Source organism: Paraburkholderia sp. GAS82, assembly GCF_050436285.1.
Taxonomy (GTDB): Bacteria; Pseudomonadota; Gammaproteobacteria; order Burkholderiales; family Burkholderiaceae; genus Paraburkholderia; species Paraburkholderia phenazinium_B.
Genome location: NZ_JBNDLX010000003.1, coordinates 637706 through 653918, shown reverse-complemented (window position 1 = coordinate 653918; position 16213 = coordinate 637706). Strand labels below are relative to the sequence as shown.

Genomic DNA, 16213 nt, shown 5'->3' with positions numbered 1-16213 from the left:
CGCAACGCGTCACGTCAATGCGCGGAGGTGGCCTGACCGATCCCCGCCTGCTGGATACCGGCGAGCAACCACCCTTCCCCTGCGCGGCTCGACTTCGACAGGTTCCAGATTTCCACGAACGGCTCGGCCGGCGCGCCCGAGTTCTCGCGGATCAGGCCGGAGAAGCGCACGCTGGCCAGATATTCACTGCCGCGGTCTTCGACACCCAGCAACTCGGCGTTCAACTGCACCACGTCAGTCAGAGTGGGCTCTGACCCGCGTGAATCGAGGTCGATCTTCACTTCGGCGAACATTTCGGGCGTCGTGAATTCGCGGATATCGGCGATGTTGCCCACGTCCCACGCGGCCTGCAAGCGCACGAAGTAGACCTTCGCATTGCGGACAAACGCTTGCGAGTCGAAACCGGCGGGAACGACAGGCATCGCGAGCGTAGCCGAAGCGGCATTGACCTGCGGCTCGCGGTAAAAGCCGTTTTGCGCCGACGGTGCCTCGGTGAAGCTCGGCTCCTGCGAGTAGCCGTTACGTCCAGCGTTCAAACTGGGCGCGGTGCCCGCATAGGCAGGTGCTGCGGCATCGCGCTTGCGGGCCACAAAACGGCGAATCAGCCAGACAGCCAGCATCGCGATGGCGGCTATCACGAGCATATTGGCCATGGCGCCGGCAAACGCCTCACCCATCCCGAAGTGCGAAAGCAGCGCGGCGATACCGAGGCCAGCGGCCAGACCCGCAATCGGCCCGAGCCAGCGCGAGCGGTTAGGTGCGGCGGCCGGCGTCGGCGCCGGTTGCGCGCGCTGCGCCTGGGCAGCTTGTGCCGATTGCTGTGCCTGCTGCGGAGATTGGGCCGGCGGCGTGGTTTGCCGCTGCATCGCGCTCGACTGCTGACGGCCGATGCTGCGCCCGCCACCCAGGCGCCGCGCCTCGGCGTCGAGCGAGGCAACGGTGGCGAACGCGATCAGACCGACCATCACTGCCAGCCCGATTCTCCTCGCCAGCGACCCCTTAACATTACGGGAAGATAACAAACGCGAATCGGACATGATGGGAATTTCCTTTAAAAACGATGGGTTAGGGACCCTAGTATTTGGTCCCCACGTGTAAAGCTACCACACCAGCTGACAGATTGTAATATTTGACGCCGTCGAGGCCAGCTTGTTCCATCATCGTCTTTAAAGTTTCCTGGTCCGGGTGCATCCGGATCGATTCCGCCAGGTAGCGGTAGCTCTCCGCGTCTTTCGCAAAGCGGTCGCCGAGCCACGGCAGCACCTTGAACGAATAGACGTCGTAGACTTTTTTCAGCGGATCCCACACCTTCGAGAATTCGAGCACCAGCAGACGGCCAGCCGGCTTCAGCACGCGGCGCATTTCTGCCAGCGCGATGTCCTTGTGGGTCATGTTGCGCAAGCCGAACGCTACCGTCACCACGTCGAAGTAGTTGTCTGGAAAGGGGATTTTTTCCGCGTCGCACAACAGCGCCGGCGTCACGATGCCTTTATCGAGCAGGCGGTCGCGGCCCACGCGCAGCATCGATTCATTGATGTCCGTGTGCCAGACCTCGCCGGTCGGCCCCGCCTTTTTGGCGAATTCCTTGGACAGGTCACCCGTGCCGCCGGCGATATCCAGCACCTTATAGCCCGGCCGGACGTTCGCCTGGGCAATCGTGAACATCTTCCACGCCCGGTGCAGACCGCCCGACATCAGGTCGTTCATCAGGTCATAGTTGGAGGCGACAGAGTGGAACACGCCGGCCACCTTCTGCGCTTTTTCCTGTTCGTCTACCGTCTGAAAGCCGAAGTGGGTTTTGCTCATCGCGTTCGTCCTTTCGCGTATTTTTGAATGTTGCGCCGCATCAGAGTGGCGTCAGGCCGAATCGTATCAGTGACAATGACCGTGCGGGGCGCTGGCTGACGCCATCGGCGCGTCGCGGTCGACACCGGCCGCTTTCAGTTTGTCGAGATATTCGCGCCAGAGTTCATCCTGGCGGGTGGCGATGTCATACAGCAGATCCCACGAATAGAGCCCGGTAGAGTGGCCATCCGAGAAGGTCGGCTGCAAGGCGTAGTTGCCCACGCCCTCAATGGAGGTGATCGTCACCTCGCGCTTGCCGGTCTGCAGCGTCTCCTGCCCCGGCCCGTGGCCACGCACTTCCGCCGAGGGCGAGTACACCCGCAGCAGTTCGAACGGCACGCGGAACGATTCGCCGTTTGCGTATTGCAGTTCGAGCGCGTGCGATTTGGCGTGTACCACCACGCCGGTTGGCACCGGTGTGTCGCGAGTCAGTCCACTCATGTTGACCTCAGGCCAAAGCTTGTTCGATTTCCTGCCGCACCGCATCGCGCAGCAACGTCGCCTGCGCCCGGCGTGACGACAGCAGCGCCTCCGACACCGTGCGCTGGCGCGGCGCCCAGATCGGCAGTGGGAAATGGGCGTCGTTAGAGAAACGCGGAATCACGTGCCAGTGCACGTGCGGCACCTGGTTGCCGAGGCTCGCCAGATTCACCTTGACCGGTTGCAGGATGCGCCGCATGGCGCGTTCGACCGCATACACCGCGCGCATCACACGGTCGCGATCACTCTCGGCAAGATCCGAAAACTCGGCAACGTGCTTGTTCCAGATCACCCGGCAGAAGCCCGGGTAATCGTGTTCGTCGGCAAGGACGACACGCATCGTATCGTCCTGCCACAGCACGTCGCCGCCATCTTCACGGCAAAATACACAGTCCATCGTCGTCCTCAAGCGGAAATCGTCAGTCGTGCCATTAAACCAGCACGCGCTCGATTCCGCCATTGTTCGCACGCTGGACGTAATCGGCCATCCAGTCTTCACCCAGCACGTGGCGCGCCATCTCGACGACGATGTAGTCCGCCTCGATGTTGGCGTCCTCGTTGTATCGCGACAGCCCTTGCAGGCAGGACGGGCAGCTCGTGAGGATCTTGATTTCGGTGGCGCCGTTCGGCGTCGGACCGTCGCCGGCCTTGAGCACCGAGCCATCCGGCGCGCCCGCTGCACCGGCCGAAGCATTGGCCGGGTTGATCCCATTGGCGCCAGCTTCCGCCACCAGCGGAATGCCACGCAGCTTGGCCGCGCCCTTGCGGATTTCCTCTTCCTTGCGGAAACGGACCTGCGTCGAAACGTCCGGACGCGTCACCGCGAGTGTGCCGGATTCGCCACAGCAACGATCGTTCTTCTCGATCTTGTAGCCGTCCTTCTCCGAGCCCATCAACTGATTGACGAGTTTGACCGGGTCCATCGTCTTGATCGGCGTGTGGCATGGGTCGTGATACATGTAGCGCATGCCATTGACGCCATCGAGCTTCATGCCCTTTTCGAGCAGGAATTCGTGAATGTCGATAATCCGGCAACCGGGGAAAATCTTTTCGAATTCATAACCGGCGAGCTGGTCGTAACACGTGCCACACGACACCACCACCGTCTTGATGTCGAGGTAGTTCAGCGTATTGGCGACGCGGTGGAACAGCACACGGTTATCCGTGACAATCTTCTCCGCCTTGTCGAACTGGCCCGAACCGCGCTGTGGATAACCGCAGCACAGATAACCCGGCGGCAGCACCGTCTGCACGCCCGCTTCCCACAGCATGGCCTGGGTCGCCAGGCCCACCTGCGAGAACAGACGCTCGGAGCCGCAGCCCGGGAAATAGAACACCGCTTCCGTATCCGCCGTAGTGGTCTTCGGATTGCGGATGATCGGCACGATCTTGTTGTCTTCGATGTCCAGCAACGCGCGCGCCGTCTTCTTCGGCAGATTGCCCGGCATCTTCTTGTTCATGAAGTGGATCACCTGCTCCACCGCCTTCGGCTTGCCGACGGTAGCGGGCGGATGCGCCGTCTGCTTCTTCGCGAACTTCTTCAGCACGTCGTTGCCGAGGCGCTGCGCCTTGTAGCCGATGCCCATCATCGCGGCGCGCGCGAGGTTAATGGTCTGCGGATTGGTGGCGTTGAGGAAGAACATGCCGGCCGCGTTGCCCGCGTTGAACTTCTTCTTGCCCATCTTGCGCAGCAGGTTGCGCATGTTCATCGTGACATCGCCGAAGTCGATCTTCACCGGACACGGCGTCACGCATTTGTGACAGACCGTGCAGTGATCGGCGACGTCGTTGAACTCGTCCCAGTGCTTGATGGATACGCCGCGGCGCGTCTGCTCTTCGTACAGGAACGCCTCGACCAGCAGCGACGTGGCGAGAATCTTGTTGCGCGGGCTGTACAGCAGGTTGGCGCGCGGCACGTGGGTCGCGCACACCGGCTTGCACTTGCCGCAACGCAGGCAGTCCTTGATCGACTCGGAGATCGCGCCGATATCGCTCTGCTGCATGATCAGCGACTCATAGCCCATCAGCCCGAAGCTCGGCGTGTAGGCATTGCGCAGATCCGCACCTTCGAGCAGCTTGCCGGCATTGAAACGGCCGTGCGGATCGACGCGCTGCTTGTACTTGCGGAATTCGCCGATCTCGTCCTCGGTCAGGAATTCGAGCTTGGTAATGCCGATGCCGTGCTCACCCGAAATCACGCCGTCGAGCGAGCGCGCCAGCTTCATGATGCGCGCGACGGCCGTGTGCGCGTCCTGCAGCATCTCGTAGTTGTCGGAGTTGACGGGGATGTTCGTGTGCACGTTGCCGTCGCCCGCGTGCATGTGCAGCGCGACGAACACGCGGCCGCGCAATACGCGCTTATGAATGGCCTGTGCCTCTTCGAGAATCGGCTTGAATTCGCCGCCGTTGAAGATCTGGCGCAACTCCGCGCGAACTTCCTGCTTCCACGACACGCGCACGGTGCGGTCTTGCGTCACGTCGAAGACCGTCACGCCAGGCTGCGCATCGACCCGGTCCGCGAACTTCTCCGCGAGCCCCGCGTAGCCGAGCTGAACCATGTAGTGCTGCGCCTCGCGCAACGACAGATCGAGCTTGTCGCGCAGAAATTCCCAGCGCGCGCGGACCTGCTTGAGCAACTCGAGCGCATGCTGCACGCGGTCTTCCAGCAGTTCGGCGCTTGGAATCTCGTTGGCATCGTCGCTCTTGCCGAGCGGCAGCTTGCCGCCCTTGAAGAACGTTTCGAGCGCGTCGAGCAGTTGCAGCTTGTTCTTGATCGACAGTTCGATGTTGATGCGTTCGATCCCGTCCGTGTACTCGCCCATGCGGTTGAGCGGAATCACCACGTCTTCGTTGATCTTGAACGCGTTGGTGTGCTTCGCAATCGCGGCCGTGCGGCTGCGGTCGAGCCAGAAGCGCTTGCGCGCCTCGGCGTTCACCGCGACGAAGCCTTCGCCGCTCTTGCCGTTAGCCATGCGCACGACTTCCGAGGTGGCTTGCGCCACCGCATCCGCATCGTTACCGACGATATCGCCGATCAGCACCATCTTCGGAAACGCGTTGCGCTTGCTCTTGGTCGCGTAGCCGACCGCGCGCAGATAGCGTTCGTCGAGGTGCTCGAGGCCGGCGAGAATCGCACCGCCCTGCTTCGATGTTTCGAACAGGTAGTCCTTGATTTCGACGATGCTCGGAATCGCATCGCGCGCCTGGCCGAAGAATTCGAGGCAGACGGTGCGCGTATGGGCCGGCATCTTGTGCAGCACCCAGCGCGCCGACGTGATCAGGCCGTCGCATCCTTCCTTCTGGATGCCAGGCAGGCCGGCGAGGAATTTATCCGTGACGTCCTTGCCGAGGCCTTCCTTGCGGAACACACGGCCCTTGATGTCGAGCGATTCGGTGCGCAGCAGCTTTTCACCGGGCGCGTATTCGCCGTCGAACCACTTCAGTTCGAAGCGGGCCACCTCGATGTCATGGATCTTGCCCATGTTGTGGTCAAGGCGCGTGACTTCGAGCCAGTTGCCTTCCGGGTCGACCATGCGCCACCAGGCGAGATTGTCCAGCGCCGTGCCCCACAGCACGGCCTTCTTGCCACCTGCGTTCATGGCGACGTTGCCGCCAATGCATGAGGCGTCGAGCGAGGTCGGATCAACCGCGAACACGTAACCAGCCTGCTCGGCGGCTTCAGTCACGCGGCGCGTGACAACACCAGCGCCCGAGAAAATGGTCGCGACCTTGTTCGGCACGCCAGGCAGGTCGGTCAATTCGACCGCGTCGAGTTGCTCGAGCTTTTCGGTATTGATGACCGCAGAGAACGGCGTGAGCGGCACCGCCCCACCCGTGTAACCCGTGCCGCCCCCTCGCGGAATCACCGTCAGACCGAGTTCGAAGCAGGCCTTGATCATGCCGGCGATCTCGACTTCCGTGTCCGGCGTCAGCACGACAAACGGATATTCGACGCGCCAGTCGGTCGCATCGGTCACATGCGAGACGCGTGACAGCCCGTCGAACTTGATGTTGTCTTTCTGCGTGACGCGGCCCAGCACCTTGGTGGCACGGCGGCGCAGCTCAGCGGTCTTGTCGAACTCGTTGGCGAAGTCATCCACGGCGCGGCGCGCTGCAACCACTAGCGTTTCCACGCGTGCAGCGCGGTCTACCCCCGCTTCGTCGCCGTGCTCGGTCAAATCGGCGCGACGCCGTTTCTCGATCTCCGACAGCCGATGGTGCAACGCTTCGATCAGCAACACACGGCGCTTGGGGTTGTCGAGCAGGTCGTCCTGCAGGTAAGGATTGCGGCGGACCACCCAGATGTCGCCGAGCACTTCGTACAGCATGCGTGCCGAGCGGCCGGTGCGCCGTTCGGCGCGCAACTCGGCCAGCGCATCCCACGCTTCGTTACCCAGCAGGCGGATAACGATCTCACGGTCGGAAAACGAGGTGTAGTTATAGGGAATTTCGCGCAGACGCGCTTCAGGGGCGGCGGCCACCGCAGCGGCGGCTCCGTGCGGATCGAATACTTGAGGTGCGTTCATGTTTGGACGACTCGGTAGGTCAACTGGGCGCGCTCGCTAATGACGATTGAGGAGGCGCTGGCTGACGGTGCGCGTGGGGCGCAATTCTGGAAATCTTCTAGTTGGCCGAAGCACCTGCCGGCGGGCGATACACGCCGGCCGCTTCGTGGCACTCAGATGCAGCTACACGATCGCGCACAACAGACGTGCCTCTGCGCCGCGGGACGGGACCCACGCGGGACGGGCATCAAATGGGCGATCTGAGGCTGCCAGTGCATCTTCCGATCCTTGTTCCAAAACCGAATTCTACCGCATGATCCGCACGCGCGTTGACGCTCGAATCACGCTCTAGCAGGGCTTTTACACGACCAGGCGAGGAAATATGTTCAAACTGGTGAGTCCACAATTCTTCGACCGAACGGTCGGGCGGGTGGTGTTTCCGGATCTTTCCTGCGCGTTGGCCATACGGCCGAGGCCAGAGCGCGGGCCGTTGGCGCTATCATTGACCTTTCCCGTCTCACACAGCGCACCGCGCCACCCGCATGGCTTCCCACGACTATCTGAAGAAAATCCTGACCGCGCGCGTCTATGACGTCGCCCACGAGACCGAACTCGAACATGCGCCGAATCTGTCGGCACGGCTGCGCAACCCGATTTACCTGAAGCGCGAAGACAACCAGCCGGTGTTCTCGTTCAAGGTACGTGGCGCATATAACAAGATGGCGCACATTCCGGCCGAAGCGCTGGAGCGCGGTGTGATTACGGCTTCGGCGGGCAATCACGCACAGGGCGTCGCGCTGTCGGCGGCACGCATGGGCGTGAAGGCGATTATCGTGGTGCCAGTGACAACCCCGCAGGTGAAGGTCGACGCGGTGCGCTCGCATGGCGGCCCCACGGTCGAAGTCGTGCAGGTGGGCGAGTCGTACAGCGACGCCTATACGTACGCCGCCAAGCTACAGGAAGAGCGCGGCCTGACGTTCGTGCATCCGTTCGACGATCCGTACGTGATTGCCGGCCAGGGCACGGTGGCGATGGAGATCCTGAGCCAGCATCAAGGGCCCATTCACGCGATCTTCGTGCCGATCGGCGGCGGTGGTCTTGCGGCTGGGGTTGCCGCTTACGTCAAGTCGGTGCGCCCGGAGATCAAGGTGATCGGCGTGCAGACCGACGACTCCTGTGCGATGGCACAGTCCCTGAAGGCCGGCGAGCGTGTCACGCTGAATGAAGTGGGTCTCTTTTCCGACGGCACCGCCGTGAAACTGGTGGGCGAGGAAACGTTCCGGCTGTGCCGCGAATACCTCGACGACGTGCTGATCGTGAACACCGACGCCCTGTGCGCGGCGATCAAGGACGTGTTCCAGGACACGCGTAGCGTGCTGGAACCCGCCGGCTCGCTGGCGGTGGCAGGTGCGAAACAATACGCGGAGCGCGAGGGCATCGAGGATCAGACGCTGATCGCCATCACCTCCGGCGCGAATATGAATTTCGACCGGATGCGTTTCGTGGCCGAACGCGCCGAGGTCGGCGAGGCACGCGAAGCGGTGTTCGCCGTGACGATCCCGGAAGAGCGCGGCAGCTTCAAGCGTTTCTGCGAACTGGTCGGCACGCGCAGCGTCACCGAATTCAACTACCGGATCGCCGAAGCGAGTTCGGCGCATATCTTCGTGGGCGTGCAGATCAGGAACCGCAGCGAGTCGGCGCAGATCGCGGGCGCCTTCGAGGCGCACGGCTTTGCCACCGTCGATCTGACCAGCGACGAACTGTCAAAGCAGCATATCCGTTACATGGTGGGCGGCCGTTCGCCGCTCGCGCATGACGAGCGCCTGTTCCGCTTCGAATTCCCGGAACGGCCGGGTGCGTTGATGAAATTCCTGTCGTCGATGGCGCCGAACTGGAATATCAGCCTGTTCCATTACCGGAACCAGGGCGCGGATTACAGCTCGATCCTCGTTGGCATCCAGGTGCCCGGCACGGAAAACCCCGAGTTCGACCGCTTCCTCGCGACGCTCGGCTATCCGTACTGGGAAGAGACGACGAACCCGGTGTACCGGTTGTTCCTCGCCTAGGCTGACAGGACCTCGCCGATGGCATTCACGCTTCAGGACAAGCTGGTGGTCGCGATTTCATCGCGCGCGCTGTTCGACTTCGAAGAAGAGAACCGCGTGTACGAAGAAGGCGACCTGCACAGCTACGAAACGCTGCAGCGTGAGCGGCTCAGTGTGCCCGCCAAACCGGGCGTGGCGTTTCCGCTGATTCGCAAGCTGCTGGCGCTGAACGCGGGCGCGCACCGGGTGGAGGTGGTGATCCTGTCGCGTAGCGATCCGATTAGCGGGCTGCGTGCCTTTCACTCGTGCCGCGAACACGGCCTCGCGATCGAGCGCGGCGTCTTTACGCGTGGACGTGCGCCGTTTGGGTATCTGAAGCCGCTGAATGCGTCGCTCTTTCTGTCCGCCAATCAGGAAGACGTGCGCGACGCGCTGGCCGCGGGATTTCCGGCTGCGCGCGTATTGCCGGAATCGGCGAAAATGGCGAGCAAGTATCCGGACGAAATCCGCATTGCCTTCGACGGCGACGCCGTGCTGTTTTCCGACGAAGCCGAGCGCGTATTTCAGCAGGAAGGCTTGCGGGCGTTTTTGGGCCATGAGATCCACAACAAGGATCTACCGTTGGCCGACGGGCCGCTCAAGCCGTTGCTGGAGGCGCTGCACCGTTTGCAGAATGTGGCGGACGAGGCTGCGCCAACGCAGGCAGCACCCATGCATATCCGGACGGCGCTGGTAACGGCGCGTTCGGCACCGGCGCATGAAAGGGCGATCCGTACGCTGATGGCGTGGAACATCGAAATCGACGAAGCGATGTTCCTTGGCGGTCTCGACAAGAGCGCATTTTTGCGCGAGTTCGAGCCGGACTTTTTCTTCGACGATCAAATTGGCCACTGCGAATCGGCCCGCGTCGTGACGGCGACGGGGCACGTGCTGAGTGGCATCGTGAACGCATCATGACACCCGAACAATCACCGCTGGGCAAACCTGCCACCTATACCGAACAGTACGACGCGACGCTGCTCTTTCCGATCGCGCGCAAGGCCGCGCGCGAGGCGATTGGCATTGGCGCGCAGTTGCCGTTCTTCGGGACGGACATCTGGAATGCTTACGAGCTTTCCTGGCTGAATGGGCGCGGCAAGCCGCAGATTGCGGTGGCGACTTTTTATGTGCCGGCGGATTCGCCGAATATTGTCGAATCGAAGTCGTTCAAGTTGTACCTGGGGTCGTTCGCGCAGAGTTCGTTTGAGTCGTTTGAGGCGGTGCGGGATACGATCAAGCGGGATGTTTCTGCTGCCTGCGGCGCTACGGTTTCAGTGCATCTGACTGGGCCGATGGATTTTGGCAAGTTGCAGCTGGATGAGTTTGAAGGTACGCCGCTGGATCGGTTGGATCTCGATACTGATGTTTATCATCCTGATCCTTCGTTGCTCAAGGCTGCGCTTGAGGAGGCTCCTGTTGAGGAGACCGTGTTTTCTAATCTGCTCAAGTCGAATTGTCCCGTTACCGGGCAGCCTGATTGGGGGAGTGTGCAGATTCATTACGTTGGACCGCAGATTGATCATGCTGGGCTCCTGCGGTATATCGTTTCGTATCGGAATCACACCGGGTTTCATGAGCAGTGCGTTGAGCGGATTTTTGTTGACGTTCTTAAGGTTTGCAAGCCGCTGAAACTCGCCGTTTATGCTCGCTACACGCGACGTGGGGGGCTTGATATTAATCCGTTCCGGACTAACTTCAATTTGCCCATGCCGGATAATTGCCGCACGGCGCGGCAGTAATGCGGGTTTGCCTGCGGCGCCTTGGTTTGGCGGGTGCTCTTGTTGTGTTGGCCTTTCCTTGCGTTGTTATTGGTCTATTAGCGATGCCCCTGTGCGGGGCGGCACTTACTTTCTTTGTCCCACAGGGACTACCTTCGGGTCGCCGCCGCAAAGAAAGTAAGCAAAGAAAGCGGGCTTGCAACCGCTAGCCTGTAGGTGTCCACCACTCGCGTGAACACAGAGTGGTCCGCGCACGAAATCGTCCCTCGCACCACCCGCGTTAGTGACAAAGGACTCATTCATCCCACTCCGCACTGCGTGCGTCGCGGATGGGTATACCTGGGAAAGCGGGCTTGCGCGGCATAATGGCCGACCCGTATGTCCAATGCTTGACAAACTACATCAGCTTGACGAGGCGAGCCGCGGAGCGCACTCAATTCTCTGCTCTCGCGCGCAAACCGATTTTGACATCCCGGCCAATCGAATTCACGCCCAATAAAGTTAGATTTCCTACAGACTTTGCAGAAGGCGTTATGCCCGACGGCGGGGCGCGCAGCGCGACGCTGGAACGGATGAGTCCTTTGTCACTAATGCAAGCTGTGCGAGGAGCGGTCCCGTGCGCGGACCACTTTGGCTTGATGCCAGTGATGGACACCTACAGGCTAGCGGTTTGAAGCCCGCTTTCTTTGCTTACTTTCTTTGCGGCGGCAAAGAAAGTAAGTGCCGCCCCGCACAGGGGCAACGCTAATAGACCGATAACAATGCAAGGAAAGGCCAAAGCAGCAAGAACAACCACCAAAGCGCCGCGCAGGCAAAACCCAAAAAACCAAACCCTTAACCCTTCCCCTTAAAAGCAACGCAATCAACCTCAACCTTACAGTCAATCACCATACTAGAAACCACACACGCCCGCGCTGGCGGATTCTCCCCGAAATACTCCCGGAACACCTTATTAAACGAAGCAAAATCCCGCGGATCATCCAACCAAACCCCACACCGAACCACATGCTCGGCGCCATAGCCGGCCTCTTTGAGAATGGCGAAAACATTCTGAATCGCCTTGTGCGACTGCGCCACAATCCCGCCTTCGATCACCTCGCCATTCTCCATCGGCGTCTGCCCCGACACAAACAACCAGCCATCCGCCTCAACCGCACGCGCGAACGGCATATGTTGCCCGCCAGTCCCCTTGCCACCCTCAACGCCATATCGCTTCATCACAAACACTCCCTATAAGATCCAGCGGCACGCAGATCAAACGTCAACAGCGCACCGCATCAATAAACCCAAAAACCAAACCCTCAAAACGCGCCGTGCGCGTCCGCCTTCGATGCCTCACCACGCGCCACAAAATGCCCCGCCCGCTCGCCGGTCGGCTGACCATCCCGATACGACAGGACGCCATTCACCCAAACTGCGTCAATCCCGTCGGCCTGCTGTAGCGGCTTGTCGAACGTCGCCGTATCCCGCACCCGCGCCGGGTCGAACAACACCAGATCCGCGTGGTAGCCAATATGCACCTCACCTCGCTGCGTCAAACCAAACCGCCGCGCCGACAAACTCGTCATCTTGCGCACCGCCTCCTCCAGCGGCAACAATCCCGCATCCCGCACGTAGTGCCCCAGCACTCGAGGAAAGGCGCCCCACAAGCGTGGATGCGGCAACGGATCGTTCGGCAAGCCGTCCGAACCCACCATCGATGCCGGATGCGACAGGATGCGCCGTACGTCCTCCTCCGACATGTTGTGATACACCGCCCCCGCCGGTTGCAGGCGCTTGCCCGCCTCCTGCTGCGTCACGCCCCACTCCGTTGCAATGTCCTTCACCAGCTTGCCCGCCATCTCCGGATGCGGTTCCGACCACGTAATCGTGATGTCGATCTCGCCTGTCACCTGCCTCAGGTCCAGCGTCGACGAACTGCGGTTATACGGGTAGCAGTCGCAGCCGATCGGCTGCAGGCGGCGTGCGCCTTCCAATGACTTCAGCACCTCGGCGCTGCGCCCCCAGTTCGACGGCCCCGCGCACTTCAGGTGCGAAATCACCACCGGCACGCGTGCATGGCGGCCCACCTGGTAAGCCTCTTCCATCGCGTCGAGAATCGTGTCGAACTCCGAGCGCATATGCGTCGTGTACAGCGCGCCCGCCGCCGCCAGCGGTTCGGCCAGCGCCATCACTTCCTCCGGCGGCGCCGCGAATGCCGAGCCGTATGCCAGCCCCGAACTCAGGCCGAGTGCGCCGTGTTTCAGCGCCTCCTCGAGTTGCGCGCGCATGCCTTCGATTTCCTGTGCGCTCGCCGCGCGGTCGAGGCGGTCCATCTGGTTGTTGCGCAGCGCAGTGTGTCCGATCAGCGCCCCCACATTCACCGCCGGGCGCGCCGCGTTCACCGCTTCCACGTACGCGGCGAAGGTCGGATAGTTGAACGCGTCCCGCGCGCCCAGCAGATTCATCGGATCCGGTGGATCACCTTTCAACTCGACCGGCGACGCGCTAATACCGCAGTTGCCGACGATCACCGTCGTCACCCCCTGGCTGATCTTCGGCAGCATCTGCGGCGCGCGGATCACGTGAGTGTCGTCGTGCGTGTGGACATCGATAAAGCCCGGCGCCAGCGCCCGACCGTTCGCTTCGATGATCTCTTCGGCCAGCCAGTTCGACAGGTTGCCGATCGCCACAATCTTGCCGTCGCGCACCGCCACGTCGCGTTCGACCGGCGGAGCGCCCGTGCCGTCGTACAGTTGAGCGTCGATGATCAGCGTATCCGCCGCTTCAGGATGCGAATGCATGGGTCAGTCTCCTAACGGTTGTCGGTCGCCGCCGCCGCGGTGCGCGTCGAGCGCGTGCTTCATGCGGCGCAGCAATTCGCGGCTCTCATCGCCCTGACTAACGGCGAGTTCGGTGACGAGCACGTCAAGCGCCATCATCATTGCGTATCGGGATGACGATGGCTTGTAAATGAAATCGGTTTCGAACGCGACGATCGGGATCACCCAGTCCGCCAGCCGCGCCAGCGGCGACGCGGGTGCGGTCAGCGTAATCAATGTCGCGCCGTAACTGCGCGCGATGCGGCAGTTCTCCACCATCTCGGGCACGCGGCCCGTGGTCGACAACGCAATCACGACACATTCGCGCGATACCGTACTCGCCACCATCCGTTGCAGCAAGCCATCCTGGTAAGTTGCCACGGGTCGGCCGAGGCGCACCAGACGGAACCGCATTTCATCGGCGAGCGCGGTTGAACCGCCGCCCATGCCGAACACGTAGATCATGCGCGCCTCGCGCAACGCGGCGGCCGCTTCGGCTAAGGGTGCCTGGCACAGCAACTGGTGGTTGTGCGTGAGCGCGGTCTGCACTTCGTCGAATACGCGTGTCGCGAGCGGCTCGGGCGCATCGGCTGCGGTGTTGCCTTGCAGAAAACGCTGCCCCACCGCCGCCGCCTGGGCAAGCCGCAACTTCAGTTCGCGGACGTCGCGGCAACCCACCGCCTTGGCAAAGCGCGTGACGGTGGCAACGCTGACGCCGGCCTGCTGCGCCAGCGCACCAATGCTCGCGCGCGATGCGCCGGTCAGGTCGTCGAGGATCAGCGCGGCCACCTTGCGCTCGGCCGAACGCAGTTCCGGCGCGCATTCGGCGATGCGGGCGACGATGTCGAAAGTAAGCGGTTCAGCGCTGGAATTCATGGAAACCGGAAAGATCGGAAGGACCGTTGCAACGCGCGACACCGCCTACGGCAACTTGTATCAGCAGGCGTTCATGCCGTGGTACTAAATAACATTTCAGGAAACATGCTACTTTCGGTAACATGTGAAAGTCAACTTCGCTGTGATTTATCTGGACGATGGAGCAGGATTACATGAAAGTTACAAACTATCAGGGCGCAACGATTGATCCTTATAGCAAGGGCTTGGGCATGGTTCCAGGCACCAGTATCCAGCTGCTGGACGCGGCGCGCCTTGAATGGAATCTGCTGAACGAAGACGTGAGCCTGCCGGCTGCCGTGCTCTACGCGGATCGTATCGAGCACAACCTGAAATGGATGCAGGCGTTCGTCGCCGAATACGGCGTCAAGCTCGCGCCGCACGGCAAGACCACCATGGCGCCGCAACTGTTTCGACGTCAGCTTGAAACCGGCGCATGGGGCATCACGCTCGCTACCGCGCACCAGGTGCGGGCCGCGTATCACGGCGGCGTGTCGCGCATTCTGATGGCCAATCAACTGGTCGGCCGCCGCAACATGCTGATGATCGCCGAGTTGCTCAGCGATCCGGAGTTCGAATTCTTCTGTCTCGTGGATTCGGTGGATGGTGTCGAGCAGCTCGGCAAATTCTTCGGCTCGGTGCGCAAATCGCTGAACGTGCTGCTTGAACTCGGTGTGCCGGGCGGCCGCACCGGCGTGCGCGACGAAGCGCAACGCACCGCCGTGCTGGACGCAATCGCGCGCTATCCAGATGCGCTCAAGCTCGCTGGTGTGGAGTTGTACGAAGGCGTATTGAAGGAAGAACACGAAGTCCGCGAGTTTCTGCAAGGCGCAGTCGCCATCACGCGCACGCTGGTCGACGAAGGACGCTTTGCGCGCACGCCGGCTATTTTGTCCGGCGCGGGCTCGGCATGGTACGACGTGGTCGCGGAAGAGTTCGTGAAGGCATCGGCGGATGGCCAGGTCGAAGTGGTGTTGCGGCCGGGCTGCTATCTGACGCACGACGTTGGCGTCTACCGGAAAGCGCAGACGGATATCTTTGCTCGTAATCCGGTCGCCAAAAAGATGGGGGAAGGGCTATTGCCGGCGCTGCAGCTGTGGGCCTACGTGCAGTCGATTCCAGAGCCGGATCGCGCCATCATCGGTCTCGGCAAGCGCGATTCAGCATTCGACGCCGGCATGCCGGAACCCGCCAAACACTATCGCCCAGGCACTGAGGCGCCGCGCGAAATCGCGGCCGGCGAGGGATGGGAAATCTTCGGCATGATGGATCAGCACGCCTATCTGCGGATCCCCGCAGGCGCGGACCTGAAGGTCGGCGACATGATCGCGTTCGACATCTCGCACCCGTGTCTGACGTTCGATAAATGGCGTCAGCTGCTGGTGGTCAATCCTTCGTATCAGGTCACGGAAGTGATCGAAACGTTCTTCTGAGCGACCACTTCCCCGATCCTCACTTCAAGCATTCGCAACGCACCGGACAGCGCCGCGAGCGCGTCGTCCGGCAGCGCGGCCATCGTGTCGTTGAGGAACGCGGTACGGCGTGGCAGCGCCTCCTCAGTGGCCGCTGTCCCGGCTTCCGTGAGTCGCACGTTGGTGATGCGGTTATCGCGCTCGTCCATGCTGCGCGAAATCCAGCCGAGCACCTCGAGCGCTTTTAGCTGCCGTGTCAAGGCGCCGGGGTCGATGCGCAGCCGCTCGACAAGACGCTTCTGCGACGACTCACCACCTTGGTCGTGCAACGCCAGCATCACCCGCCAGCGCGGCATGGGATGTCCCACCTGCCCCTCGAACGCCGACATGAACGCCCGATAGGTGCGGCCGAACTGCTGAACGATGGCGACGCGATCCTGTTGTTCCATGGTGTTCCGATGACGCGGGTGTTCG

At 61.8% G+C, this 16213-nt stretch carries 13 protein-coding genes; 4 read left to right on the top strand and 9 right to left on the bottom strand.

Annotated elements, in window-relative coordinates; genetic code table 11:
- Positions 1-14: 14 nt before the first annotated feature.
- The 5 genes from P3T17_RS13300 to P3T17_RS13280 form a co-directional block, all read right to left on the bottom strand.
- Positions 15-1037, bottom strand: coding sequence for a Tim44 domain-containing protein (locus P3T17_RS13300; protein ID WP_429407122.1), 1023 nt, complete (start codon positions 1035-1037; stop codon positions 15-17).
- Between the two features lie 37 nt (positions 1038-1074).
- Complete coding sequence (gene ubiE / locus P3T17_RS13295; protein ID WP_074263359.1) at positions 1075-1806, bottom strand: bifunctional demethylmenaquinone methyltransferase/2-methoxy-6-polyprenyl-1,4-benzoquinol methylase UbiE; 732 nt, start codon at positions 1804-1806, stop codon at positions 1075-1077.
- A 66-nt stretch (positions 1807-1872) separates the two neighbouring features.
- The gene (locus P3T17_RS13290; RefSeq protein WP_429407120.1) at positions 1873-2286 is read right to left on the bottom strand and encodes a gamma-butyrobetaine hydroxylase-like domain-containing protein; all 414 of its coding nucleotides are present in this window, start codon (positions 2284-2286) and stop codon (positions 1873-1875) included.
- Positions 2287-2293: 7 nt separating this feature from the next.
- Positions 2294-2722, bottom strand: coding sequence for an HIT family protein (locus P3T17_RS13285; protein ID WP_074263357.1), 429 nt, complete (start codon positions 2720-2722; stop codon positions 2294-2296).
- 34 nt (positions 2723-2756) lie between these two features.
- The gene (locus P3T17_RS13280; RefSeq protein WP_429407119.1) at positions 2757-6851 is read right to left on the bottom strand and encodes a DUF3683 domain-containing protein; all 4095 of its coding nucleotides are present in this window, start codon (positions 6849-6851) and stop codon (positions 2757-2759) included.
- A 521-nt stretch (positions 6852-7372) separates the two neighbouring features.
- On the opposite strand from P3T17_RS13280, the gene ilvA reads away from it, so the two are divergent.
- The 3 genes from ilvA to queF are packed head-to-tail and all read left to right on the top strand — an operon-like array spanning position 7373 to position 10653.
- Positions 7373-8896, top strand: coding sequence for a threonine ammonia-lyase, biosynthetic (gene ilvA / locus P3T17_RS13275; RefSeq protein WP_074263355.1), 1524 nt, complete (start codon positions 7373-7375; stop codon positions 8894-8896).
- An 18-nt stretch (positions 8897-8914) separates the two neighbouring features.
- Entirely contained in the window at positions 8915-9832 is a 918-nt protein-coding gene (locus P3T17_RS13270) for a 5'-nucleotidase (RefSeq protein WP_429407117.1), read from the top strand.
- Complete coding sequence (gene queF, locus P3T17_RS13265; protein ID WP_429407115.1) at positions 9829-10653, top strand: NADPH-dependent 7-cyano-7-deazaguanine reductase QueF; 825 nt, start codon at positions 9829-9831, stop codon at positions 10651-10653. The genes P3T17_RS13270 and queF overlap by 4 nt, the downstream gene beginning before the upstream one ends.
- An 813-nt stretch (positions 10654-11466) precedes the next feature.
- Here the strand turns inward: queF and P3T17_RS13260 are convergent.
- From P3T17_RS13260 to P3T17_RS13250, 3 genes are all read right to left on the bottom strand, one after another.
- Positions 11467-11850: a RidA family protein gene (locus P3T17_RS13260; RefSeq protein WP_429407114.1), complete on the bottom strand. Its 384-nt coding sequence runs from the start codon at positions 11848-11850 to the stop codon at positions 11467-11469.
- Positions 11851-11933: 83 nt separating this feature from the next.
- Positions 11934-13415 (bottom strand): N-acyl-D-amino-acid deacylase family protein, encoded by a 1482-nt coding sequence (locus tag P3T17_RS13255; RefSeq protein WP_429407112.1) that lies wholly within the window; start codon positions 13413-13415, stop codon positions 11934-11936.
- A 3-nt stretch (positions 13416-13418) separates the two neighbouring features.
- Positions 13419-14309: a MurR/RpiR family transcriptional regulator gene (locus P3T17_RS13250; RefSeq protein ID WP_429407110.1), complete on the bottom strand. Its 891-nt coding sequence runs from the start codon at positions 14307-14309 to the stop codon at positions 13419-13421.
- Between the two features lie 173 nt (positions 14310-14482).
- Here P3T17_RS13250 and P3T17_RS13245 point away from each other — a divergent pair, with 173 nt between their 5' ends.
- The gene (locus tag P3T17_RS13245) at positions 14483-15760 is read left to right on the top strand and encodes an amino acid deaminase (protein WP_429407108.1); all 1278 of its coding nucleotides are present in this window, start codon (positions 14483-14485) and stop codon (positions 15758-15760) included.
- Here P3T17_RS13245 and P3T17_RS13240 read toward each other — a convergent pair.
- On the bottom strand, positions 15727-16188 hold the full coding sequence (locus tag P3T17_RS13240) for a MarR family winged helix-turn-helix transcriptional regulator (protein ID WP_074263348.1): 462 nt from the start codon (positions 16186-16188) through the stop codon (positions 15727-15729). The two genes, P3T17_RS13245 and P3T17_RS13240, sit on opposite strands and share 34 nt — an antisense overlap.
- Positions 16189-16213: the final 25 nt, after the last annotated feature.